23 protein-coding genes are annotated in these 22,181 nt (G+C 32.2%); 22 read left to right on the forward strand and 1 reads right to left on the reverse strand.

From position 1 onward, the window contains the following. The first annotated feature begins 1,077 nt into the window (after positions 1-1,077). Genes DWZ69_RS06000 through DWZ69_RS06010 form a run of 3 tightly spaced genes read left to right on the forward strand, consistent with a single transcriptional unit; the run spans position 1,078 to position 3,570 of the window. Positions 1,078-1,884 carry an MBL fold metallo-hydrolase gene (locus DWZ69_RS06000; RefSeq protein WP_118436468.1) on the forward strand — a complete coding sequence of 269 codons (807 nt, stop codon included), beginning with the start codon at positions 1,078-1,080 and terminating at the stop codon, positions 1,882-1,884. Positions 1,885-1,916: 32 nt separating this feature from the next. After that, on the forward strand, positions 1,917-2,189 hold the full coding sequence (locus DWZ69_RS06005; protein WP_117999554.1) for an ACT domain-containing protein: 273 nt from the start codon (positions 1,917-1,919) through the stop codon (positions 2,187-2,189). 16 nt (positions 2,190-2,205) lie between these two features. Continuing rightward, positions 2,206-3,570 (forward strand): PFL family protein, encoded by a 1,365-nt coding sequence (locus tag DWZ69_RS06010; protein WP_118436469.1) that lies wholly within the window; start codon positions 2,206-2,208, stop codon positions 3,568-3,570. Between the two features lie 195 nt (positions 3,571-3,765). On the opposite strand, the gene DWZ69_RS06015 is transcribed toward DWZ69_RS06010, so the two are convergent. Further along, positions 3,766-4,983: a nucleotidyltransferase gene (locus DWZ69_RS06015; protein WP_118436471.1), complete on the reverse strand. Its 1,218-nt coding sequence runs from the start codon at positions 4,981-4,983 to the stop codon at positions 3,766-3,768. 143 nt (positions 4,984-5,126) lie between these two features. On the opposite strand from DWZ69_RS06015, the gene pta reads away from it, so the two are divergent. From pta to DWZ69_RS06110, 19 genes are all read left to right on the forward strand, one after another. After that, a complete protein-coding gene (gene pta, locus DWZ69_RS06020) occupies positions 5,127-6,122 on the forward strand; it encodes a phosphate acetyltransferase (RefSeq protein ID WP_118436473.1) in 996 nt (331 codons plus the stop codon). 134 nt (positions 6,123-6,256) lie between these two features. Continuing rightward, complete coding sequence (locus DWZ69_RS06025) at positions 6,257-7,450, forward strand: acetate kinase (protein WP_118436475.1); 1,194 nt, start codon at positions 6,257-6,259, stop codon at positions 7,448-7,450. Between the two features lie 150 nt (positions 7,451-7,600). Continuing rightward, a complete protein-coding gene (locus DWZ69_RS06030; protein WP_117999559.1) occupies positions 7,601-8,125 on the forward strand; it encodes a DUF177 domain-containing protein in 525 nt (174 codons plus the stop codon). 3 nt (positions 8,126-8,128) lie between these two features. Beyond that, entirely contained in the window at positions 8,129-8,308 is a 180-nt protein-coding gene (gene rpmF / locus DWZ69_RS06035) for a 50S ribosomal protein L32 (RefSeq protein WP_022166059.1), read from the forward strand. Between the two features lie 293 nt (positions 8,309-8,601). Then, the gene (gene plsX, locus DWZ69_RS06040) at positions 8,602-9,615 is read left to right on the forward strand and encodes a phosphate acyltransferase PlsX (RefSeq protein WP_117999560.1); all 1,014 of its coding nucleotides are present in this window, start codon (positions 8,602-8,604) and stop codon (positions 9,613-9,615) included. A gap of 2 nt (positions 9,616-9,617) precedes the next feature. After that, complete coding sequence (gene acpP / locus DWZ69_RS06045; protein ID WP_022166061.1) at positions 9,618-9,845, forward strand: acyl carrier protein; 228 nt, start codon at positions 9,618-9,620, stop codon at positions 9,843-9,845. Positions 9,846-9,916: 71 nt separating this feature from the next. Next, a complete protein-coding gene (gene rnc / locus DWZ69_RS06050) occupies positions 9,917-10,606 on the forward strand; it encodes a ribonuclease III (RefSeq protein WP_118436477.1) in 690 nt (229 codons plus the stop codon). 1 nt (position 10,607) lies between these two features. Beyond that, a complete protein-coding gene (gene smc / locus DWZ69_RS06055) occupies positions 10,608-14,168 on the forward strand; it encodes a chromosome segregation protein SMC (protein ID WP_118436479.1) in 3,561 nt (1,186 codons plus the stop codon). Positions 14,169-14,182: 14 nt separating this feature from the next. Then, positions 14,183-15,100, forward strand: a complete 918-nt coding sequence (gene ftsY / locus DWZ69_RS06060) for a signal recognition particle-docking protein FtsY (RefSeq protein WP_117999563.1) — start codon at positions 14,183-14,185, stop codon at positions 15,098-15,100. A gap of 19 nt (positions 15,101-15,119) precedes the next feature. Continuing rightward, on the forward strand, positions 15,120-16,340 hold the full coding sequence (ilvA, locus tag DWZ69_RS06065; protein ID WP_117999667.1) for a threonine ammonia-lyase: 1,221 nt from the start codon (positions 15,120-15,122) through the stop codon (positions 16,338-16,340). Between the two features lie 103 nt (positions 16,341-16,443). Beyond that, the gene (ylxM, locus tag DWZ69_RS06070; RefSeq protein WP_022166066.1) at positions 16,444-16,776 is read left to right on the forward strand and encodes a YlxM family DNA-binding protein; all 333 of its coding nucleotides are present in this window, start codon (positions 16,444-16,446) and stop codon (positions 16,774-16,776) included. A gap of 11 nt (positions 16,777-16,787) precedes the next feature. Then, a complete protein-coding gene (gene ffh, locus DWZ69_RS06075; protein ID WP_117999564.1) occupies positions 16,788-18,137 on the forward strand; it encodes a signal recognition particle protein in 1,350 nt (449 codons plus the stop codon). Between the two features lie 45 nt (positions 18,138-18,182). Beyond that, positions 18,183-18,428: a 30S ribosomal protein S16 gene (rpsP, locus tag DWZ69_RS06080; RefSeq protein ID WP_022166068.1), complete on the forward strand. Its 246-nt coding sequence runs from the start codon at positions 18,183-18,185 to the stop codon at positions 18,426-18,428. Between the two features lie 17 nt (positions 18,429-18,445). Continuing rightward, entirely contained in the window at positions 18,446-18,673 is a 228-nt protein-coding gene (locus DWZ69_RS06085) for a KH domain-containing protein (protein ID WP_022166069.1), read from the forward strand. Between the two features lie 99 nt (positions 18,674-18,772). Then, positions 18,773-19,282 carry a ribosome maturation factor RimM gene (gene rimM, locus DWZ69_RS06090; RefSeq protein ID WP_117999565.1) on the forward strand — a complete coding sequence of 170 codons (510 nt, stop codon included), beginning with the start codon at positions 18,773-18,775 and terminating at the stop codon, positions 19,280-19,282. Continuing rightward, a complete protein-coding gene (gene trmD / locus DWZ69_RS06095; RefSeq protein ID WP_117999566.1) occupies positions 19,282-20,010 on the forward strand; it encodes a tRNA (guanosine(37)-N1)-methyltransferase TrmD in 729 nt (242 codons plus the stop codon). The genes rimM and trmD overlap by 1 nt, the downstream gene beginning before the upstream one ends. A gap of 96 nt (positions 20,011-20,106) precedes the next feature. Continuing rightward, positions 20,107-20,451, forward strand: a complete 345-nt coding sequence (gene rplS / locus DWZ69_RS06100; RefSeq protein ID WP_022166072.1) for a 50S ribosomal protein L19 — start codon at positions 20,107-20,109, stop codon at positions 20,449-20,451. A 72-nt stretch (positions 20,452-20,523) separates the two neighbouring features. Beyond that, entirely contained in the window at positions 20,524-21,363 is an 840-nt protein-coding gene (gene ylqF, locus DWZ69_RS06105; protein WP_117999567.1) for a ribosome biogenesis GTPase YlqF, read from the forward strand. Between the two features lie 12 nt (positions 21,364-21,375). Next, a complete protein-coding gene (locus DWZ69_RS06110) occupies positions 21,376-22,134 on the forward strand; it encodes a ribonuclease HII (protein WP_117999568.1) in 759 nt (252 codons plus the stop codon). Positions 22,135-22,181: the final 47 nt, after the last annotated feature.

A 22,181-nucleotide genomic window follows, 5' to 3' on the forward strand; every position in this document is an offset into this window, starting at 1 on the left:
CATAGAAGCGTTATTAGTTATTTCTATCACACAAAATTACAAACTATAGATAATTAAATATAAAATAGTAAAAAATAAACAACATTCTATTTTGCCTAAAACATAATATAACATAATTGATTTATCTTTTATTTGGGATAAGGATTGCATAAAAATAGAAATACCACCCAATATTACACATAGAAGCATAAAATATATTTTATAAACATCCTCTAATTGACACTTTGTTATAAGAAAGCAACCGTTTGTAATTTCTAAAAATGAAATTGCTATATTTTTTTGAAAAAAAGTTAGTGGTATGATATTGATTAACTGCGTTAATGCTGAAAAAAATATAACGTATGTACATAATGTCATTAGAGAAAAATATGTTTTTTTAATTATGTTTTCGTTTTTGGTTAATGTGTTTATGCTTGTTTGAAAAGCGGGATAATGTGTTTCTCTAAAATTTAGAATTAATTTATTTAATATCCCGGTTATGATGGAAGGCAGAAAAACAAACAAAACAATATGCAAAGTGGTAAGTTTAGTATCACCCAAAACTGGTAACGAACTTTTCAAACATGTGCATATTATATAATTTATAAGAAAAGAAATGCTTGTGTTATTACAAAAAGTTATAAGGTATTTCCCTTCGGCTTTTGAGATATTGCCCGATGAGACCATTTCACCAATGACTTTTGCACCTAACGGATAGCCTGACAAAAAGCCCACAAGTATAATGTAAGCACCATTTATTGTTACTTTGAAGAAAAAATTTAGTAATGGATACAAAAGTTTTCCGATGTAATAGCATAAACCTTTTTCGTACATATAATTATTAATTAGTATGAAAGGTAATAGCGATGGAATTACAGAGTACAATGAAAGTATAATCCCTTTTTTTATACCTGCAGAAATTTCAACGGGAAAAGCTAAAGTTAAAGTTATGCATAGTGCACAAAATATTAATAAATATAATTTTTTCATAGGCCTTTTTTATTATAATATTATTTTGAAACAAATTATATTACTTTAATGTGTTGAAATTAATTGCAAAATACAATAAAATGTATGGAGAAGAATTGAGGTATATATATGGAATTGTTTTCAATTTCCAGTAGCAGTAAAGGAAATTGTATTTTATTAGATAATAAAGAAACAACATTGATGATAGATGTTGGAATAAGTAGGAAAAGAGTTCTCGAAGGGTTTGAGCATTTTGGCAAAAATCCGGAAGATTTAGATGGAATATTAATTACTCATGAACATAGTGACCATATTAAAGGGTTGGGAGTATTTTTAAGAAAATATCATATTCCTGTTTATGCTACTGAAGATACAATAGATTATATTTTAAATAAATCATCCATTGGAGAAGTTGATAAAGAATTATTTTTTTCAATAGAAAAAAATAAAAGTTTTTACATAAAAAATACTAAAATATCACCGCTTCAAATTAGCCATGATGCTGTAGATCCTGTATGCTATAGGTTTGATGATGACTCTGTGGACAATTCATCAGGTGCCATAGTTACGGATTTAGGTACATATGATGGAAAGTTGGTTAATGGCTTACAGGAGTTAGACAGTATTTTAGTGGAATCAAATCATGATGTGAGAATGTTACAGATGGGCCCATATCCCTTTCGTTTGAAACAAAGAATATGGGGAACTAAAGGTCATTTGTCAAATGAAGCATGTGGTGATTTTCTTAATAAAATCATTAATAAAAGAATGAAACATATTATTTTGGGTCATTTAAGTGGCGAAAATAATTATCCCGAATTAGCATTTCAGGCTGTAAAAAACGAGCTGAATTTTGCCAAGGCGGTAGAGGATGTAAATCAAATTGATTTAAAAGTTGCAAGTAGGTACGAACCTTCCTGCAATATTAAATTTTAAATATATAATATCATAATTACTAGGAGGAACTTATGAAAAAGACAATTATTACAGTGGTAGGTAAAGACACAGTAGGCATTATAGCAGCGGTATGTTCATACTTAGCAGACAATAAAGTAAACATACTTGATATTTCTCAGACAATTGTTCAGGAATATTTTAACATGATGATGATTGTTGATTGTAATAACGCATCAAAGCCTGTGCATGAATTATCAGATGATTTAGAAAAAATTGGCGATGAAATCGGTGTTGTAATTAAAATGCAGCATGAAGATATTTTTAACAGTATGCACAGAATCTAGTTAATGGGAGAAAAAAATGATTAATAAATTTGAAGTTATTGAAACTAATAAAATGATTGACGATTACAATCTGGATGTAAGAACTATTACATTAGGTATTAGTCTTATGGATTGTATTAGTAATGATTTAGAAACGTTAAATAGTAATATTTATAATAAAATTAAAAAACTTGCAGGTAATTTAGTTCAAACAGGAGAAGATATCTCAAAAGAATACGGTATTCCTATTGTTAATAAAAGAATTTCCGTTACACCAATTGGTTTAGTTGGGGCAAGTGCCTGTAAGACACCTGATGATTTTGTGACTATTGCAAAAACATTAGACAAGGTAGCAAAGGAAGTTGGTGTTAATTTCCTTGGTGGATACACAGCATTAGTTAGCAAGGGTATGTCAAAGGCAGAAGAAAATCTTATTAAATCTATACCAAAGGCTTTAGCTTGCACAGAACGTGTATGCAGTTCAGTTAATGTTGGTTCAACAAAAACAGGTATCAACATGGATGCTGTAAGATTAATGGGAGAAATTGTTAAGGAAACAGCAGAAGAATCAAAAGAGGATGATTCATTAGGTTGCGCTAAACTTGTTGTTTTTTGTAATGCTCCTGACGACAATCCTTTTATGGCAGGTGCTTTCCATGGTGTTACTGAAGCAGATGCAATTATTAATGTAGGTGTTTCAGGACCTGGCGTTGTAAGACATGCATTAAAGAAAGTTCGTGGAGAAAACTTCGAGGTTCTATGTGATACAATCAAAAAGACAGCTTTCAAGATTACAAGAGTTGGCCAGTTAGTTGCAAAGGAAGCTTCGAAGAGATTAAATGTCCCTTTTGGTATTATAGATTTATCTTTGGCACCTACACCTGCAATTGGTGATAGTGTGGCTGATATTTTAGAAGAGATTGGTTTACAGAGAGCCGGTGCGCCTGGTACAACAGCAGCTCTTGCAATGTTAAACGATCAGGTTAAAAAAGGTGGCGTAATGGCATCTTCATATGTTGGCGGTTTAAGTGGTGCCTTTATTCCTGTAAGTGAAGATCAGGGTATGATTGATGCTGTAAAAGAAGGAGCTTTAACTATTGAAAAATTAGAAGCAATGACATGCGTATGCTCAGTTGGACTTGACATGATAGCAATTCCGGGAGATACAAAGGCTACAACAATTGCCGGTATTATTGCAGATGAATCAGCAATTGGTATGGTTAATGCTAAAACAACAGCTGTAAGAATTATTCCTGTAATTGGAAAGGGAGTTGGAGAAACAGTAGAATTTGGTGGCTTACTTGGATATGCACCTATTATGCCTGTAAATAATTTCTCTTGCGATAATTTCGTAAATAGAACAGGTCGTATTCCTGCACCAATACATAGCTTTAAGAATTAATATTATATTTGAATTTTATAATATATAGAAAATATAGAGAAATAAAAAAGTTGGCTTATGTTTTCTATCAAATTTAATATAAGTACAAAAAAGAAGATTATAAAACAATTGCTTTTATAATCTTCTTTTTGTTGTTAATACAAGTGATGATTATTCTAAAAAGTTTATTCTAAATTATTTGTTTTAAATTACATATTATAAAACAATAACTTTTCTTTGAAATTCCCTTGGAATCTTCTTTTGGCATTTATTCATGTAAACTAATCGATATAAATCATCAGCCTGCAAGGATAAGTTTAACATCTTTTTTGTTAAACCTGATGAATAGTTGTAGTAGCTTGAAAATTTTCCAATTAAGTCTATGGATGCGTTCATTTTTAATAATCTCATTAAAGATGTATCTCTGTTAAAACCTAAAACTCTTGCATAGAAAACATAGCCGTTGGAAATAAAGGAATTTACGTCTTCCTGCTTAATGTTAAGTGCAATATGCATTAAAACTCTTGATAATCCGGCATAAGTATAATTTTTTGATTGTAAATCTTTTATAAATTCTTCTACATTACAAAAATTATATTTCAAATTATTGATTCGATTGCTTAAATCTTCGTTTATATCATAATAAACAGTAAAATCTTCTTCGGTTAAAAGTTTGTAAGCAAGTATTTGACTAAAATCATTTAGTTCCAAATAATTGTTACCATATAAATTATTACAGTTTGAAGGAATCAGGCTTTCAATGGAATTACCTGATGCTATTTCATTTCTTATACCTGTTGCAGAAGCAAAAGTTGTGTTAGTCTTTTTAGAATTATATCCTGCACCCACTCTTTTTATGGCAACCGGTTTGATACTTGAATTTAATCTTTTAATAGCCTTTAAATATTCAATAGCAAGAATATTATTAGGTTTGTTAAGAAGATTATCCAATTCATCAAATTGTAAAATATTATTTTCTAAACAATAATCTGTAAGAGCTTTGGCTCTTGATTTTGGAAAAGAATATCCGTTTTTTAAATATAATGACAGCATATTTTTGAAATCATCAGGTTCGTTTAAAAGAATACTTACGATTTTAGGTAAAACTTTTATGTTGTCAGTTTCGCAGCCGAAACACAAATAGTCCACACAATTTAAACAGTCCAAAAGTTTAACTGCTGATGCTGCGAAAGTTTCTGCAGAAGCAGTTGCATAGCAACATGGAAGTTCTAAAACAACATCTGCACCATTTCTCAATGCTGCTTTGGTTCGAAGGGATTTGTCATAAAAAGCAGGCATCCCCCTTTGAACATAATTGCCGCTACAAACTATAATGGCATTTTTGGCACCTGTAATTTTTTTGGCTTTTTCTATTAAATATTTATGTCCGTTGTGAAACGGATTGAATTCTGCTATAATTCCCATTGTTTTCATATATTATCACCTCACAAGTGGATATTTTATCATTATTGCACCAACCTTTCAACAAATTAGGGCACTTTTAGGTGTTGTTTAAAATTTATGCTTATACTATAATAAATATTGGATTGGAGAATAATTTTTAGAAGGAGAAAAATATGGGCTTTATTGAAGAGTTAAAAGAAAAAGCAAGAAAGAACAGAAAAAAGATTGTATTACCGGAAGGAATGGACAAACGTACATACGAGGCTGCTGAACAAATTATAAAAGAAGATTTTGCGGACATTATAATTTTAGCAACTGACGAAGAATTAGAAACATATGGAAGTGGGTATAACATTGAGGGTGCTACGATAATTAATCCTTTAAATTATGAAAAAACAAAGGAGTATGCTGAAGGTTTTTATGAGTTAAGAAAAGCAAAAGGAATGACACAACCCCAGGCTTTAGCCATGGTTGTTAGTGATCATATGTATTTTGCATGTATGATGGTTAAATGTGGAGATGCAGACGGCGTAGTATCAGGTGCGTGCCACTCATCAGCTAACACACTTAGACCTTCACTTCAGATTATAAAGACAAAACCTGGTAGTAAGTTAGTATCAGCATTTTTTGTAGTTTGTGTAAAGAATAAAGATATGGGAGCTAATGGTGTATTTGTTATGGGAGATTGTGGTCTGAATCAGAATCCTAACCCAACACAGCTTGCAGATATTGCTGCAAGTAGTGCAGAGTCATTTGAATATTTAGTTGGTGAAAAGGCGAGAGTGGCAATGTTATCACATTCTTCATACGGAAGTGCTGCTCATAACGATGTGGATAAAGTTGTTGAAGCAACAGCTATTGCAAAGAAAGAATATCCACAGTTCTTAATAGATGGCGAATTGCAGACAGATGCAGCTTTAATTCCTGAAATTGCAGAATTTAAAGCACCGGGAAGTCCTGTTGCAGGAAAAGCTAATGTTTTGGTTTTCCCTGATTTGGATGCAGGAAATATCGGTTATAAATTATTACAGAGATTAGGTGGTGCAGAAGCTTACGGACCATTATGTCAGGGAATTGCAAAACCTATTAATGACTTATCAAGAGGTTGTAGTGCAATGGATATTGTTGGTGTAGTGGCAATTACAGCAGTTCAGGCACAAATAGTTTAATTTTTATTGGAAAAATCTTTTGAATTTGATATTATAATATATGTATTTATTAGCTTGTATTTTTTAATACAAGCTAATTTTTAGGATATCAGAAAATATAATTATATTTAAAACAATTTGTATGGGAGGAACAAATGGAAGTATTAGTTATAAATTGTGGAAGCTCATCACTTAAATTTCAGTTAATTGATTCAGAAAAAGAGCATGTTTTAGCTAAAGGTTTGTGTGAGAGAATAGGAATTGATAAAAGTTCTATTACATACCAGAGCGATAAATGTGAGAAAATGACTAAAGAAGTTGACATGCCTACTCACAATGAAGCAATCAATGCTGTTATATCTGCTTTAACAGATGAAAAAACAGGTGTTATAAATGATATGAGTGAAGTTAAGGCTGTTGGTCATAGAGTTGTTCATGGTGGAGAATATTTTTCATCTTCAGCTATTGTTGATGAAGATGTTCTTGAAAAGATTGAAAAGTGCAATTATTTAGCACCTCTTCATAATCCGGCAAATGTAATTGGAATTAAGGCGTGTATGAAGATAATGAAAGATACACCAAACGTTGTTGTGTTTGATACAGCCTTTCATCAGACTATGCCAGAAGAAGCATATTTATATGGTATTCCAAGAGAATATTATGAAAAACATAAGATAAGACGTTATGGTTTCCATGGTACTTCGCATAGTTATGTATCAAAGAGAGTTGCTCAAATTATAAATAAGCCTGTAGAAGAACTTAAAACAATTGTTTGCCATTTGGGAAACGGTGCAAGTATTTGTGCAGTAGATGGGGGAAAGTCGGTTGATACAAGTATGGGACTTACACCCCTTGCAGGAGTTATGATGGGTACAAGATCAGGTGATATTGATCCTGGAATTTTAGAAGTATTAGCTAAAATGGAAAACAAAGGTGTATCTGAAATAACTAATATTCTTAATAAAAAATCGGGTGTTGCCGGCTTGTCACAGGTTTCAAGTGACTTCAGAGATATAACTAAAGCTATTGAAGAAGGCAATGCAGTTGCAAAATCAGCCCTTGATGCTTATATTAGAACTGTTGTAAGATTTGTTGGTGCTTATGTTGCCGTTATGAATGGCGTTGATACAATTGTATTTACAGCAGGTGTTGGCGAAAATAACAGTGCAGTAAGAGCAGGAGTTGTAAAGCATCTTAAATATTTAGGTGTAGAGTTAGATGAAGAAGCTAATAAGATAAGAGGTGAAGAGAAACTTATTTCAACTGCAGACTCAAAAGTTAAAGTTTATGTAGTGCCAACTAATGAAGAATTAGCTATTGCAAGAGAAACAGTTGAACTTGTTAAGTAATGTGATTTTATGAGAAATGATTGCCTTATAAGCATGTTTTTGTAAAATAAAATATAGAACAATTCTTAAATTATATAAAAAAATAATGACGCTTGACAAATATGTGATGGATATGTATAATTGTTTAGGTGTCTTTGAAGAAGGAATATTATGATAATTGATTTATACGAACTTCTACAGGAAGAAGACGGGGAGAAAGTTTTTTCTCCAACTTATGAAAATGAGAAATTCAAAACTAAAAGAGAATCATATCCTGTAACGAATTGTGAAATAAAGTTTATCTTTCATAATGATGGCAAGAAACACATTTCTTTTACATCAAAGGGGTATGTTACTTTAGCAATTCCTTGCAATAAGTGTTTAGAACCTGTGGATTACAAAATTAATATTGATAGTTTCAAGGACTTAGATTTGAATAAAACATCTGAACAACGTATAGCAGATCTGGATGAAACTAATTATCTGGATGGTACAAAAATTGATTCAGAGGTATTTATTAATAACGAGATTCTGGTTAATTTTCCTATGAAAGTTCTTTGCAGTGAAAACTGTAAGGGAATTTGTAATAGATGCGGCGCAAATCTCAATTTGAGATCCTGTAATTGCGAAGACGCAAAACCAGGAACGGGAATGTCGAAAATATTAGATGTTTTTAATCAGTTTAAGGAGGTGTAAACCATGTCTATCTGTCCAAAGAACAAATCTTCAAAAGGAAGAAGAGATAAGAGAAGAGCAAACTGGAAGATGTCAGCTCCAAACCTTGTAAAGTGCAGCAAGTGTGGAACATTAATGATGCCACATAGAGTATGCAAGGCATGTGGAAGCTACAACAAAAAAGAAATAGTTTCAGTTGACTAATTATAAAAATAAGACTTTGTGAGTTTTCACAGAGTCTTATTTTTTGTGGCAAAAGCCTGGCAGGTCATATTGTGCTTGCATGAAATAGCATTTGCCTGGAGCAAGGACATCAAAAAGCTATGCTTTGAAATATTTGTTAGATATAATCCAGTAGGGGTTAGCATTCGTTTGTAATAGAAAATTGAATACTGAACATTGCTATATAGCTTGTATAGTATTCTTTTGGTATATGTTTCTTGATTTTATTAGGATTTTTTAGTATATTATCATTATGCGCAAAAGGAGGACTATATATGTCGAAGACTATAATTGCATTAGATTGCATGGGCGGAGATAACGCGCCTGGCGAAATAGTAAAGGGTGCTGTTTTGGCAGCTAATGAAAATAAAGATATGCTAATAAAGCTTGTTGGTAGGGAAGATGATATAAAAAAAGAACTTGAAAAATATCCTTCATCTGACAAGTTAGAGATAGTTGATGCTAAAGAAGTTATTGAAACAGGAGAACCGCCTGTTGCAGCTATTAGAAAGAAAAAAGATTCTTCTTTAGTTAAATGTATGTATATGGTCAAAAAAGGTGAAGCAGACGCTATGGTTTCCGCTGGAAGTACAGGTGCCAATCTTGTTGGAGGACATGTTATTATTGGCAGAATAAAAGGTGTCGAAAGACCTCCTTTAGCACCATTAATTCCCACAAAAACAGGTTTTTCTTTGTTAATTGACTGTGGAGCAAATGTAGACGCAAGACCATCACATTTATTACAGTTTGCTAAGATGGGTTCCGTTTATATGGAAAATGTTGTTGGAATTAAGAATCCTAAGGTTGCACTCGTTAATATTGGTGCAGAAGAAGAAAAAGGAAATGCTTTAGTTAAAGAAACATACCCACTATTAAAAGAAATGGAAGGCATTAATTTTATTGGCAATATAGAAGCAAGAGACATTCCTAACGGGGATGCAGATGTTATTGTCTGTGATGCTTTTGTAGGTAATGTAATTCTTAAATTATATGAAGGTGTTGCAAGTGTTTTAATTGACAAGATTAAAGGTTCTATGATGAATTCTATCAAAACAAAGATTGGAGCACTTTTAATTAAGAAAGATTTAAAGAAAACGCTTAAAGGATTTTCACTGGAAGAACATGGTGGAGCTCCGTTATTAGGACTAAATGGTCTGTTAGTTAAGACACATGGAAGTTCAAAAGCAATTGAAATTAAAAATTCAATTTTACAATGTATAACATTTAATGAATTGGATATTAACAATAAATTTAAGGAAAAGCTTTCATTAGAAAGCAAGGAGGATTAATTATGGAATTAGATAGACTTATTAATGCCATTGCAGAGGTTTTAGATTTGGATAAGGATAAAATCACTGCCGACAGTAAGTTTGTAGATGATTTAGGAGCAGATTCTCTTGATGTTTTAGAAATAATTATGGGAATTGAAGATGAATTTGGTATTGAAATTCCAACAGATCAGGCAGAATCAATTGTAACAGTTGGAGATGCTTATGAAAAAATAAAGGAAGCTCTTTAAGAACAAAACATTACAAGTATACTAAAGCCCTATTTTAATAGGGCTTTAAGTTGCGTTATAGAGGTATTTTTATGAACACAGATTATTCTATTTTGGAAGAAAATATAAAATATGTATTTAAAGATAAAAATTTATTAATAAATGCTCTTACACATACATCTTTTGCAAATGAGCATAAAGTAAAAAAAATAAAAGATAATGAAAGATTGGAATTTTTAGGTGACGCTGTACTTGAAATGGTTTCAAGCGAATTTTTATTTGAAAACATGAACGAAATGCCTGAGGGAGAAATGACAAAACTTCGTGCAAGTCTTGTATGTGAACCTACTTTGGCAATTGATGCAAGAGAAATAGAATTGGAGTCTTTTATTTACCTTGGCAAAGGTGAAGAAGCTACAGGTGGACGAAAACGTGATTCCATCGTATCAGATGCTTTTGAAGCTTTAATCGGTGCAATATTTCTAGATGGTGGGGTTGATGCTGCAAGAAGTTTTATTTTACAGTTTGCATTAAACGATATTGAAAAGAAAAGATTATTCCATGACTGCAAGACTGTTTTGCAGGAAAGAGTAAATATGGTGAAAATAGGAAATCTGTCTTATGAGATTGTAGGCGAAAGTGGACCGGACCACGACAAAAATTATGAAGCAGTTGCCAAAATTGACCAACAGGTAATTGGACGAGGTAGTGGTCATACTAAGAAAGCCGCTGAACAACAGGCAGCGTATAACGCACTTAAAACTTTAGATAACAGGAGTTAGTATGTATTTAAAAAATATAGAAATTCATGGATTTAAGTCCTTTGCAAATAAAATAAATTTTCAGTTTCATAACGGAATTACAGGTATTGTAGGACCAAACGGTTCAGGAAAAAGTAATGTTGCTGATGCGGTAAGATGGGTTCTTGGTGAGCAGAAAACAAAACAGCTTCGTAGTTCAAAAATGGAAGATGTTATTTTTGCCGGTACAGAAAACAGAAAACCTATGGGTTATGCTTATGTGGCAATTACTTTTGATAATGCAGACCATAAGCTCAACATTGATTATGATGAAGTTACAGTGTCAAGAAGACTTTTCCGTTCAGGTGAAAGTGAATACATGATTAATGGTACACAGGTGCGATTAAAAGATGTAAATGAACTTTTCTATGATACAGGTATTGGTAAAGAAGGTTATTCCATTATTGGACAGGGTCAGATTGATCAGATTCTAAGCGGTAAACCGGAAGAGAGAAGAGAACTTTTTGATGAAGCTGCAGGAATTGTTAAGTTTAAGCGTCGTAAAAATGATGCCATGAAAAAACTTGATGACCAAAATCAGAATCTTGTTCGTGTTACGGATATTTTAGGAGAACTTGAACGACAGGTTATACCTCTTGAGAAACAGTGTGAAAAGGCTAAAACGTATTTGCTTTTAAAAGAAGACTTGAAAGTAAATGATGTAAATATGTTCTTAATTGAATTTGATGAAATTAAAAACAGATTAGTTCAATTAGATGAAAAAATAAAAATTGCTTCATCAGACATGCAAATTGCAAACGATGAATTTGAAAATATAAAGAAAGATTACACAAAGTTAGAGCAGATAATAGAAGATATTAATAGTTCAATTGAGACTAAAAAGGGTACTTTAAATGAGACAATTTTAAACATTGAGAAATTTGAAGGTCAGATTAATGTTATTAAGGAACAGATTAATTCTGCCAAAAACAATGAGTCATATATTAACCAGAGAATTGATTCAATTACAAAGGAAATTGAACAACAGTCAAAAGAATTAGATGACTCCACAAAAGAAAAAGAAGAAAATGAAAAGCAGTTAAATGAGATTATCGAAACACAAACAAAGTCTAATGAAGAAATTGCAAGTGTTAACGACGAAATATCTCATTTAGAACAGGAAATTGAGCATGATAAAGAAGAAATAATTAATCTTTTAAATACAAAGTCATCTATCAAAAGCAAAATTCAAAGATTTGATACTTTGTTAGAGCAGATTAATATTAGAAAGTCACAGCTTAATCAGAAACTGATTGATTTTCAAAACAGAAAAGATGGTCAGGAAAATGCTATTAAACAGTTTGAAGAACAGTTAGAAGATGTTAATAAGGAAATCAAAGAAGTTCAGGGAAAACTTCAGGAATACAAAGAAAAAATAGTTTCTCTTAGAATTGAAAACAGTAAATTAAGTAAACGTTTATCTGAAAATCAGGAGAAATATCATAAATTAAAATCTAATTTAGAAACTTTAAAGAATATTACTGAAAGATACGAAGGCTACGGCAATAGTATTAAGAGAGTAATGGAACTTAAGGAATCTAAAAAAGGTATAATTGGTGTTGTTGCGGATATTATTAAGGTTGATAAAAAATATGAAGTGGCAATTGAAACAGCCCTTGGCGGAAATATTCAAAATATTGTTACTGATACAGAAACAACAGCCAAAGATACAATTGAATATTTGAAGAAAAACAGATATGGTAGAGCTACATTTCTTCCTTTAAGCAGTATGAGTAATAAGACAAACTTTAATGCTCCGGATGCTTTGGAAGAAAAAGGAGTTGTAGGTCTTGCCAGTGACTTAGTGGAAATAAAGAAAGAATATGAGGGTGTTGCTAAATATCTTTTGGGAAGGGTTATGGTTGTTGATACAATTGATAATGCCATTTCCATTGAAAGAAAATATAGATACGCTGTTAGAATTGTAACTCTTGAAGGTGAATACTTAAATGTAGGTGGTTCTATTTCAGGTGGTGCATTTAAGAATAACAGTAATCTTTTAGGAAGACGTAGAGAAATTGAAGAAATCGAAAAGTCTTTAACTAAATTAAAAAAGGAAAAAGAAGATTTAGACAAACAACTTCTAGAAAATAAAAGTGAGTCAGGTGTTTTAAGTGAAGAGGAAGAAAAAATAAATAAAGTTCTTCAGGAACAAATGATTATTAAAAACACATTGGAAATTAATCTTAAGCAGGCTAATGCACGAAAAGACAGTATTATGCTTGAGTATCAGAGTTTTGAGCAGGAAAATTCTAATATGCAGTCTGAAATTAGCGACATTAGTAAAAACAGCACGCAGTTAAATGAAGAATTAACCGGTACTGAAAATAAAAACAGTGAATTAGAAGAACAAGTGGTTGAAAAGACCAAAAAATTGAATTCTCTAAAAGAAAATATAGGCGAGAAGAGTTCAATCTTAGAAGAAATTAACATTGAAATTGCTAACTATAAGCAAAAGCATGAATTTATTGTTGAAAAAATCAATAAAGCAAAAGATGTTATTAATTCCCTTACAAAAGAACTTGATAACATAAAAAATAATTCGGAAGAAAACAATGTTGAAATTTCTGCAAGATTGGAAGCTATAGAAAATCTCACTAAAGAGGCTAATAAAGCAAGAGATTTAACTGAACAGTTAAATAAAGAGATTGAAGAGGCAATTACTGAAAAAGAAAATCAAAGTAAAGAACATAAGGAATTCTTTGAAAAGAGAGAACAATTGTCAGAAAGAATTTCATCTCTTGATAAAGAAATTTATCGTTTAAGTAGCCAAAAAGAAGCTCTGGAAGAAAAGAGTGAAAACAAAGAAGCTTATATGTGGAATGAATATGAAATCACATATAGAACAGCTGCTGAAATGAAAAATTATGATTTTACAAATAAGAGTGAAATTAGAGACAACATTAATTCAATTAGAAAGCAAATGAAGTCTTTAGGTGATGTAAATATTAATGCCATTGAAGAATTTAAGGAAGTAAATGAGCGTTATCAGTTTATGAAATCGCAACATGAAGACTTAATGGAAGCAAAAGAAAACCTTCTTAAAATAATTGATGAGCTTGAAGTTGGAATGCGTAAGCAGTTCAAAGAAAAGTTCGAAGAAATAAAAACAGAATTTGATATTGTGTTTAAGGAATTATTTGGTGGTGGAAAAGGAACAATTGAATTAACCGATGCTGAAGATATTTTAGATGCAGGAATTAATATTATTTCTCAACCACCAGGTAAAAAACTTCAAAATATGATGCAGTTATCCGGTGGTGAAAAAGCATTAACAGCCATTAGTTTGTTATTTGCAATACAGAATTTGAAACCATCGCCTTTCTGTCTGTTAGACGAAATTGAGGCAGCGCTTGATGGTTCTAACGTTGTAAGATTTGCTGAATATTTACATAAACTTACAAAGAACACTCAGTTTATTGTAATTACACACAGACGTGGTACAATGAATTGTACAGACCGCTTGTATGGTATTACAATGCAGGAAAAGGGTATTTCAGCTCTTGTTTCTGTAGACTTACTTGAAAATGACTTAGATAAATAAAATAGGAGGAAGTTATGGCAGGAAAATTCTTTTCGAAACTTGTATCAGGATTGACAAAAACAAGAAATAATATTGTTTCAGGTTTGAATTCTATTTTTACAGGTTTTTCTCACATTGATGAAGATTTCTATGAGGAATTAGAAGAAATCCTTATTATGAGTGACATTGGTGTTAATACAACAGAAGAAATCCTTGATAATTTGCGTGCTCAGGTAAAAGAAAAAAATATAAAAGAGCCTATGGAATGTAAGGATTTACTTATTGAAAACATAAAAGAACAAATGTACATTGGCCAAAACGCTTATGATTTTGAAAATGAAAAATCTGTTATTTTAATGATTGGTGTAAATGGTGTAGGTAAAACAACATCAATAGGTAAACTTGCAAGCCAATTTAAGAATAATGGTAAGAAAGTAGTTTTAGCTGCTGCGGATACATTTAGAGCTGCTGCTGCAGATCAGCTTATAGAATGGGCTAATAGGGCAGGGGTTGATATTGTATCAGGAAAGGAAGGTTCCGATCCTGGTTCAGTATTATTCGATGCAATTAGTTCTGCTAAAAATAAAAATGCAGATATTTTACTTTGTGATACAGCAGGAAGACTTCACAATAAAAAGAATTTAATGGAAGAATTAAAGAAATTAAATCGAATTATTGACAAAGAATTTCCAGAAACAAGACGTGAGAATTTTATTGTACTTGATGCAACAACCGGTCAGAATGCTCTGGAACAGGCAAGACAGTTTAAGGAATGTGCTGATATAACAGGTGTAATTCTTACTAAAATGGATGGCTCGGCAAAGGGTGGTATAGCAATAGCAATACAGGCTGAACTTGGTATACCGGTTAAATACATTGGAGTTGGTGAGCAGATTGATGATTTGCAAAGATTTGATTCGAAAGAGTTTGTAGAGGCTCTATTTACAGAATAAAAAGAAAGTGTGGACAATGATGAGTGACAAATTAGCTTTAAAGAAATTTGAGGAAGCAAGTGAAACAGTAAAAAAAGTAACATTAAACACTAATTTAATTTATAGTGATTATTTTAGTGAACAGACAGGAAATGATGTTTATATTAAACCTGAAAACATGCAGTTTACAGGCGCCTATAAGGTAAGAGGTTCTTACTACAAAATAAGTACTTTATCTGAAGCAGAAAGAGAAAGAGGTCTTATTACTGCTTCGGCCGGTAACCATGCACAAGGCGTTGCCTATGCTGCAAAACTCTTTGGCGTTAAGGCAACAGTAGTTATGCCAACTATAACACCTTTAATGAAAGTAAACAGAACAAAGAATTATGGGGCAGATGTTATTTTATATGGGGATGTATATGATGATGCATGCAAGTATGCTCTTAACCTTGCACAAAAAGAAGGTTATACATTTATTCATCCATTTGATGATTTAGATGTTGCTGCGGGTCAGGGTAGTATTGCAATGGAAATTTTCAAGGAACTACCAACAGTTGATTATATTTTAGTTCCAATTGGTGGTGGTGGACTTGCAACAGGTGTAAGTACACTTGCCAAGCTTTTAAATCCTAGAATTAAGGTAATTGGTGTTGAACCTGAAAATGCAGCCTGCATGAAAGCAAGCTTAGAAGCAGGACATGTTGTAACTTTACCAAGTGCCAACACTATCGCTGACGGTACAGCTGTAAAAACACCGGGAGAAAATATTTTCCCATACATACAGAAAAATATTGATGAAATTATCACCATTAAAGACGATGAATTAATAGATGCGTTCCTTGATATGGTAGAAAATCATAAATTAGTTGCTGAAAACTCAGGTCTTCTTACAATTGCTGCATTAAAGCATTTGAAATGTAAGGATAAGAAGATTGTTTCAATTATCAGTGGCGGTAATATGGATATTATTACAATGTCCTCTACATTGCAGCATGGTTTAATTCAAAGAGGACGTGTATTTACAGTTTCTGTTTTACTTCCTGATAAGCCGGGCGAACTTGTTAAGGTTGCAAATACAATTGCAAAACAGCAGGGTAATGTAATTAAGCTTGACCATAACCAGTTTGTATCAGTAAACAGAAATGCGGCTGTGGAACTTAAAGTTACATTAGAATGTTTTGGTCATGACCATAAGGAACAGATATTAAAAGCATTAAGCAAAGCAGGCTATAGTCCTGTAGAGCAGGCTCCAAACTTATAGAAAATAAATTGCTGAAAAATAAAGCTGGAAGGTGTCAAGAAAAAATACTTGACACCTCCTTTTCTTTAGTGTAATATATGTCAGGTAGGCAAGGTGCGTTTTTATGAAAGATATATTTAAAAGTTCTTTATTATATGATTTTTATGGAGAACTATTAACTAATCATCAAAAAGAAATATATGAAGATTTTATTTTAAATGACTTAAGTTTAGGAGAAATCGCAGAAGAAAGAGGTATATCCAGACAGGGTGTACACGATTTAGTAAAAAGATGTGACAAGACTTTGAATGGTTATGAAGAAAAGTTACATTTACTTGAAAGATTTTCCAAAACTAAAGAGGATGTTGAAAAAATATGTCAGTTAGCAGACAGCGGTGACAAGAACAACATTCATGAAATAAAAACAATTGCACAGGAAATTTTAGATAATTACTAGGAGGTAGGGCTTTGGCATTTGAAAGCTTATCCGATAAATTACAAAATATATTCAAAAATTTGCGTGGCAAGGGGCGTCTTACAGAAGAAGATGTTAAAGTAGCTTTAAAAGAAGTAAAGATTGCTTTACTTGAGGCTGACGTAAACTTTAAGGTTGTTAAAGATTTCATTAAAAAAGTAAATGAAAGAGCCATTGGTCAGGATGTTTTAACAAGTTTAACACCAGGTCAGATGGTTATAAAGATTGTAAACGAAGAACTTACAGCTTTAATGGGTTCTGAAACAACAGAACTTAAATTGTTACCGGATAATGAAATTACCGTTATTATGATGATGGGACTTCAGGGTGCCGGTAAAACTACAACAACTGCTAAGATTGCAGGCAAGCTTAAAGGAAGAGGTAAGAAACCTTTACTTGTAGCCTGTGACGTTTACAGACCGGCTGCCATTGAGCAGTTAAAGATTAACGGTGAAAAACAGCAGGTACCTGTTTTCTCAATGGGAGATAAACAAAAGCCTTTAAATATTGCAAAGGCAGCTATTGAACATGCAAAGAAAAATGGCAACAATGTTGTAATCCTTGATACAGCAGGTCGTTTACATGTAGATGAAGACATGATGAACGAACTTGTGGAGATTAGAGATAATGTAGACATTACACAAACTGTTTTGGTTGTAGATGCTATGACAGGACAGGATGCAGTTAATGTTGCAAAAGAATTTAACGATAAGATTGGTATTGACGGTATTATTGTTACAAAATTAGACGGTGATACAAGAGGTGGTGCTGCTCTTTCAATTAAGGCAGTTACAGGCAAGCCAATTTTATATATAGGTATGGGTGAAAAGTTATCAGATTTAGAACAATTTCATCCGGACCGTATGGCATCAAGAATTTTAGGAATGGGAGATGTTCTTTCTCTTATTGAAAAGGCTGAGCAGTCAATTGATCAGGATAAGGCAAAAGAAATGGAACAGAGGCTTAAGAAAGCACAGTTTACTTTTGATGACTATCTTGAATATATGGCTCAGATTAGAAACATGGGTGGTTTATCATCCTTGCTTAAGATGATACCGGGAGTTGGTGGTCAGATAAAGGAAGATATGCTTCCTGATGATAAACAGCTTGGTAAGATTGAAGCAATTATTTATTCGATGACGAAAGAAGAAAGAGGCAATCCTGACCTTATGAATCCTTCAAGAAAGAAGAGAATTGCAAAGGGTGCCGGTGTTGATATAAGCGAAGTTAATAAGCTTGTAAAACAGTTTGAACAGGCAAGAAAAATGATGAAGAGCATGCCTGGCATGATGGGTGGAAAAGGAAAACGTAAAGGTGGATTTAAAATGCCTTTTGGCTTTTAAACATAAATATTAGAAATTAAATTATTTTACGGAGGTAAAGAAAAAATGGCAGTAAAGATTAGATTAAAGAGAATGGGAAAGAAGAGACATCCAATCTACAGAATAGTAGTTGCTGACTCAAGAGCACCTAGAGATGGAAGATTCATCGAAGAAATCGGAACATACGATCCAAATCAGGAACCAAGTATATTTGATTTAAACGAAGAAGCTACAAAGAAATGGTTATCAACAGGAGCACAGCCAACAGAAACAGTTGGAAAGCTTTTAAAGATTGCTGGTATTGAAAAATAATATCGGAGGGCAAATTCATGAAAGAATTGGTAGAAACAATTGCAAAAGCACTTGTTGACTCTCCTGATGAAGTTGTAGTATCTGAAACTGAAAACGAAAGAGAAATACTTATTACTTTACATGTTGCCAGTGACGATATGGGAAAAGTAATCGGAAAGCAGGGAAGAATTGCTAAGGCTATTCGTTCAGTAGTTAAGGCTGCATCTTCTAAAAGCGACAAAAAAGTTAAAGTTGAAATTCAATAAAATCACTTTAGTACAAGTGCAACAAGGCTGGAAGATTTTCCAGCCTTGTTATGTATAAAAGACAATGTTCAAGTTCATTTTATGTGAGAGGGAGAAATTATGGAACAGTATTTAAGAGTTGGAGTTATTACAAACTCTCATGGAATAAAAGGAGAAGTTAAAGTATTTCCTACTACAGATGATATAAAAAGATTTGATTATTTAGAAGAAGCTGTAATTGATACGGGAAAAGAATATATAAATGTAAATGTAACAGGTGTAAAATATTTTAAAAATATGGTTATTTTAAAATTTAAGCAATACGACAACATTAATGATATTTTGAAATTTAAAGGACTGGATTTGCTTGTGTCTCGAGAAAATGCAATTCCATTAGGTGAAGATGAACATTTTATCGTTGATTTAATAGGGTGCAATGTTGTTGATGAAGAAAAAAATTACATTGGTGAACTGGTTGATGTAATGGAAACAGGTGCCAATGGGGTATATGTAGTAAAAACACCTGAAGGTAGGGAAGTACTGTTCCCTGTTATAGAGCAATGTGTTTTAAATAAGGATATTAAAAATAAAACTATTACAGTTCATGTTATGAAAGGATTAATGGATTAATGAATTTTCATGTTTTAACATTATTCCCTGAAATGATTAATCAGGGAGTAAATACAAGTATTACCGGTCGTGCCATTAAGAACGGTCTCATTAGCTTGAATGCTATAAATATAAGAGATTTTGCCGGCAATAAATATGGTCAGATAGATGATTATCCCTACGGTGGTGGGGCAGGCATGGTAATGCAACCATTACCTGTATATAAAAGTTATGAATCGGTAGTAGAACAAATTGGTTATAAACCAAGGGTTGTATACTTAACTCCACAAGGAAAAGTTTTTAATCAGTCAATGGCGGAAGAGTTGTCAAAAGAAAAAGATTTAGTGTTTTTGTGTGGCCATTATGAAGGTATTGATGAAAGAGTTCTTGAAATGATAGTTACAGATAATGTCTCAATAGGAGATTATGTCCTTACAGGTGGTGAATTGCCTTCCATGGTTATGATTGATGCAATTTCAAGACTTGTTCCCGGAGTGTTAAATAATGAGGTGTCTGCAGAGTTTGAGTCATTTAATGATAATTTACTCGAATACCCACAATACACACGGCCTGCTGAATTTATGGGCAAGGAAGTACCACCTATTCTTTTATCGGGAAATCATCTGAAGGTTGATGAATGGAGAAGAAAACAATCTATTATTAGAACAATTGAAAGACGTCCTGATTTAATGGAAGAAGCTAATTTGACAAAAGAAGATATAAAATTCATAAAAACACTTGATAAATAAAGTTTTTTATGTTATTATAACAAACGCTGTATAAAAAAAAGATGGTCCTCTGTTACATTATGTATTAAGAACATCGGAATAAATAAGGAGGAAATTATGCAGGAATTAATTAAAGAAATTGAAGATGCACAGATTAAGGAAGTAACACCTTTTAACGTAGGTGACACAATTAAGGTTCACGCTAAGATCGTTGAAGGAAACAGAGAAAGAATTCAGATTTTCGAAGGTCTTGTACTTAAGAAACAGGGTGGAAGCAACAGAGCTACTTTCACAGTAAGAAAGAATTCAAACGGTATTGGTGTAGAAAGAACTTGGCCTTTATACTCACCAAACATTGCTAAGATTGAAGTAGTAAGACAGGGTAAAGTAAGACGTGCTAAACTTAACTACATTAGAAGCAGAGTAGGTAAGGCTGCTAAGGTAAAAGAATTAGTTAAATAATTATTACTTTAAAAAAGGAGCGGGTTTATTCTCGTTCCTTTTTTATTTAATAGAAAATTTAGGAGAAAGATTATGGATTATCAATGGTTTCCGGGACACATGACAAAAGCCATGCGTCAAATGAAGGAAGATATAAAATTAATAGATTTAATAATTGAATTATTAGATGCAAGAATTCCGTTAAGTAGTAGGAATCCTGAAATTGACAATCTTGGTCAGAATAAGGCAAGACTTGTTTTATTAAATAAAGCTGATTTAGCAGATGAAAAGCAAAATAATAAATGGATTGAATATTTTAAGAAAAAAGGAATTGTTGCTTTAAAAATCAATTCTAAAAATAAGCAGGGCATTAAGGAAATTAATAATGCTGTTAATATTGCCTGTAAAGAAAAAATAGAAAGAAATTTAAAAAGAGGCATTAAAAACAGACCAATTAGAGCTATGGTAGTTGGTATACCAAATGTTGGTAAATCTACTTTTATTAACGCTTATGCAGGAAAGAACTGTGCAAAAACAGGTAACAAGCCGGGAGTAACAAAAGGAAAACAATGGATTCGACTTAATAAGAATCTTGAACTTTTGGATACACCTGGGGTTTTATGGCCTAAATTTGATGACCAGAAAATCGGTATGCATTTAGCTTTTATTGGCTCAATGAATGATAATATTTTAGATGTATCTGAACTTGCATTCCAGCTAATTAAACTATTAGAAAACTTATATCCAAATGCAATCAAAGACAGATATAGTATTGAAGGTGATGATAACATTCTACAGATTATGTATCAGATAGCAGAGGTAAGAGGTTGCAAATTGAAAGGAAATCAGCCTGATTTGGACAAAACAAGTAAGATAGTTTTAGATGACTTTAGAAGTGGAAAATTAGGCAGAATCACTTTAGATAGAAATTAAAAGGTAGAAACAATGGGAAAAAGTATTGCAGATATTAAAAAAGAATTATCATTTTTGGATGAAAAAGACTTATTACAGTTTGCTGAAGAATATAAAAGTGATGAAAGAAGCGGTGTTTTAAAGTTAGTTGAAAAGGCAAGGAAAGACCACCAAAAGTATCTTTTAGAGTTAGAAAGAATTTATAATTTACAATATTTTGAAAGAAAATATTCTGATTATGAATTAATATGCGGTATAGATGAGGTTGGTAGAGGTCCTTTGGCCGGTCCTGTTGTTGCAGGAGCTGTGATTTTACCAAAAGAATGTAATATTTTATACATTAATGACTCAAAAAAACTTTCAGCCAAAAAAAGAGAAGAGTTGTATCCACAAATAATGGAAAAAGCCATATGTGCAAAAACTGCTCAATCAAGTCCTGAGAGAATAGATGAAATCGATATTTTACAGGCAACATACGAGGCAATGAGAAAAGCAATTGCTTCAATGGAAAAACAGCCTGATTTGTTGTTAAACGATGCTGTAAACATTCCGGGGCTTGATATGAAGCAGATTCCGATTATAAAGGGTGATGCAAAAAGCATTTCCATTGGTGCAGCAAGTATAATAGCAAAAGTTACAAGGGATGCAATGATGGTTGAATACCATAAGATTTATCCTGAATACGATTTTGCTTCAAACAAAGGTTATGGTTCGGCAAAACATATTGAAGCTTTGAAAAAGGTAGGTCCATGTCCTATACATAGAAAAACTTTTATAAAGAATTTTGTGTAGATTATTATAATTTACCCTTTGTTTGTTTATAAAAAGATAAATGATTT

Source organism: Eubacterium sp. AF34-35BH, from assembly GCF_003477765.1.
Lineage (GTDB): Bacteria > Bacillota > Clostridia > Lachnospirales > Lachnospiraceae > Eubacterium_G.

Bases quoted from the DNA above. Each gene is read 5' to 3' on its own strand.
- DWZ69_RS06000 (WP_118436468.1), top strand. From the start codon at position 1,078: ATGGAATTGTTTTCAATTTCCAGTAGCAGTAAAGGAAATTGTATTTTA.
- DWZ69_RS06005 (WP_117999554.1), top strand. From the start codon at position 1,917: ATGAAAAAGACAATTATTACAGTGGTAGGTAAAGACACAGTAGGCATT.
- DWZ69_RS06010 (WP_118436469.1), top strand. From the start codon at position 2,206: ATGATTAATAAATTTGAAGTTATTGAAACTAATAAAATGATTGACGAT.
- DWZ69_RS06015 (WP_118436471.1), bottom strand. From the start codon at position 4,983: ATGAAAACAATGGGAATTATAGCAGAATTCAATCCGTTTCACAACGGA.
- pta (WP_118436473.1), top strand. From the start codon at position 5,127: ATGGGCTTTATTGAAGAGTTAAAAGAAAAAGCAAGAAAGAACAGAAAA.
- DWZ69_RS06025 (WP_118436475.1), top strand. From the start codon at position 6,257: ATGGAAGTATTAGTTATAAATTGTGGAAGCTCATCACTTAAATTTCAG.
- DWZ69_RS06030 (WP_117999559.1), top strand. From the start codon at position 7,601: ATGATAATTGATTTATACGAACTTCTACAGGAAGAAGACGGGGAGAAA.
- rpmF (WP_022166059.1), top strand. From the start codon at position 8,129: ATGTCTATCTGTCCAAAGAACAAATCTTCAAAAGGAAGAAGAGATAAG.
- plsX (WP_117999560.1), top strand. From the start codon at position 8,602: ATGTCGAAGACTATAATTGCATTAGATTGCATGGGCGGAGATAACGCG.
- acpP (WP_022166061.1), top strand. From the start codon at position 9,618: ATGGAATTAGATAGACTTATTAATGCCATTGCAGAGGTTTTAGATTTG.
- rnc (WP_118436477.1), top strand. From the start codon at position 9,917: ATGAACACAGATTATTCTATTTTGGAAGAAAATATAAAATATGTATTT.
- smc (WP_118436479.1), top strand. From the start codon at position 10,608: ATGTATTTAAAAAATATAGAAATTCATGGATTTAAGTCCTTTGCAAAT.
- ftsY (WP_117999563.1), top strand. From the start codon at position 14,183: ATGGCAGGAAAATTCTTTTCGAAACTTGTATCAGGATTGACAAAAACA.
- ilvA (WP_117999667.1), top strand. From the start codon at position 15,120: ATGAGTGACAAATTAGCTTTAAAGAAATTTGAGGAAGCAAGTGAAACA.
- ylxM (WP_022166066.1), top strand. From the start codon at position 16,444: ATGAAAGATATATTTAAAAGTTCTTTATTATATGATTTTTATGGAGAA.
- rpsP (WP_022166068.1), top strand. From the start codon at position 18,183: ATGGCAGTAAAGATTAGATTAAAGAGAATGGGAAAGAAGAGACATCCA.
- DWZ69_RS06085 (WP_022166069.1), top strand. From the start codon at position 18,446: ATGAAAGAATTGGTAGAAACAATTGCAAAAGCACTTGTTGACTCTCCT.
- rimM (WP_117999565.1), top strand. From the start codon at position 18,773: ATGGAACAGTATTTAAGAGTTGGAGTTATTACAAACTCTCATGGAATA.
- trmD (WP_117999566.1), top strand. From the start codon at position 19,282: ATGAATTTTCATGTTTTAACATTATTCCCTGAAATGATTAATCAGGGA.
- rplS (WP_022166072.1), top strand. From the start codon at position 20,107: ATGCAGGAATTAATTAAAGAAATTGAAGATGCACAGATTAAGGAAGTA.
- ylqF (WP_117999567.1), top strand. From the start codon at position 20,524: ATGGATTATCAATGGTTTCCGGGACACATGACAAAAGCCATGCGTCAA.
- DWZ69_RS06110 (WP_117999568.1), top strand. From the start codon at position 21,376: ATGGGAAAAAGTATTGCAGATATTAAAAAAGAATTATCATTTTTGGAT.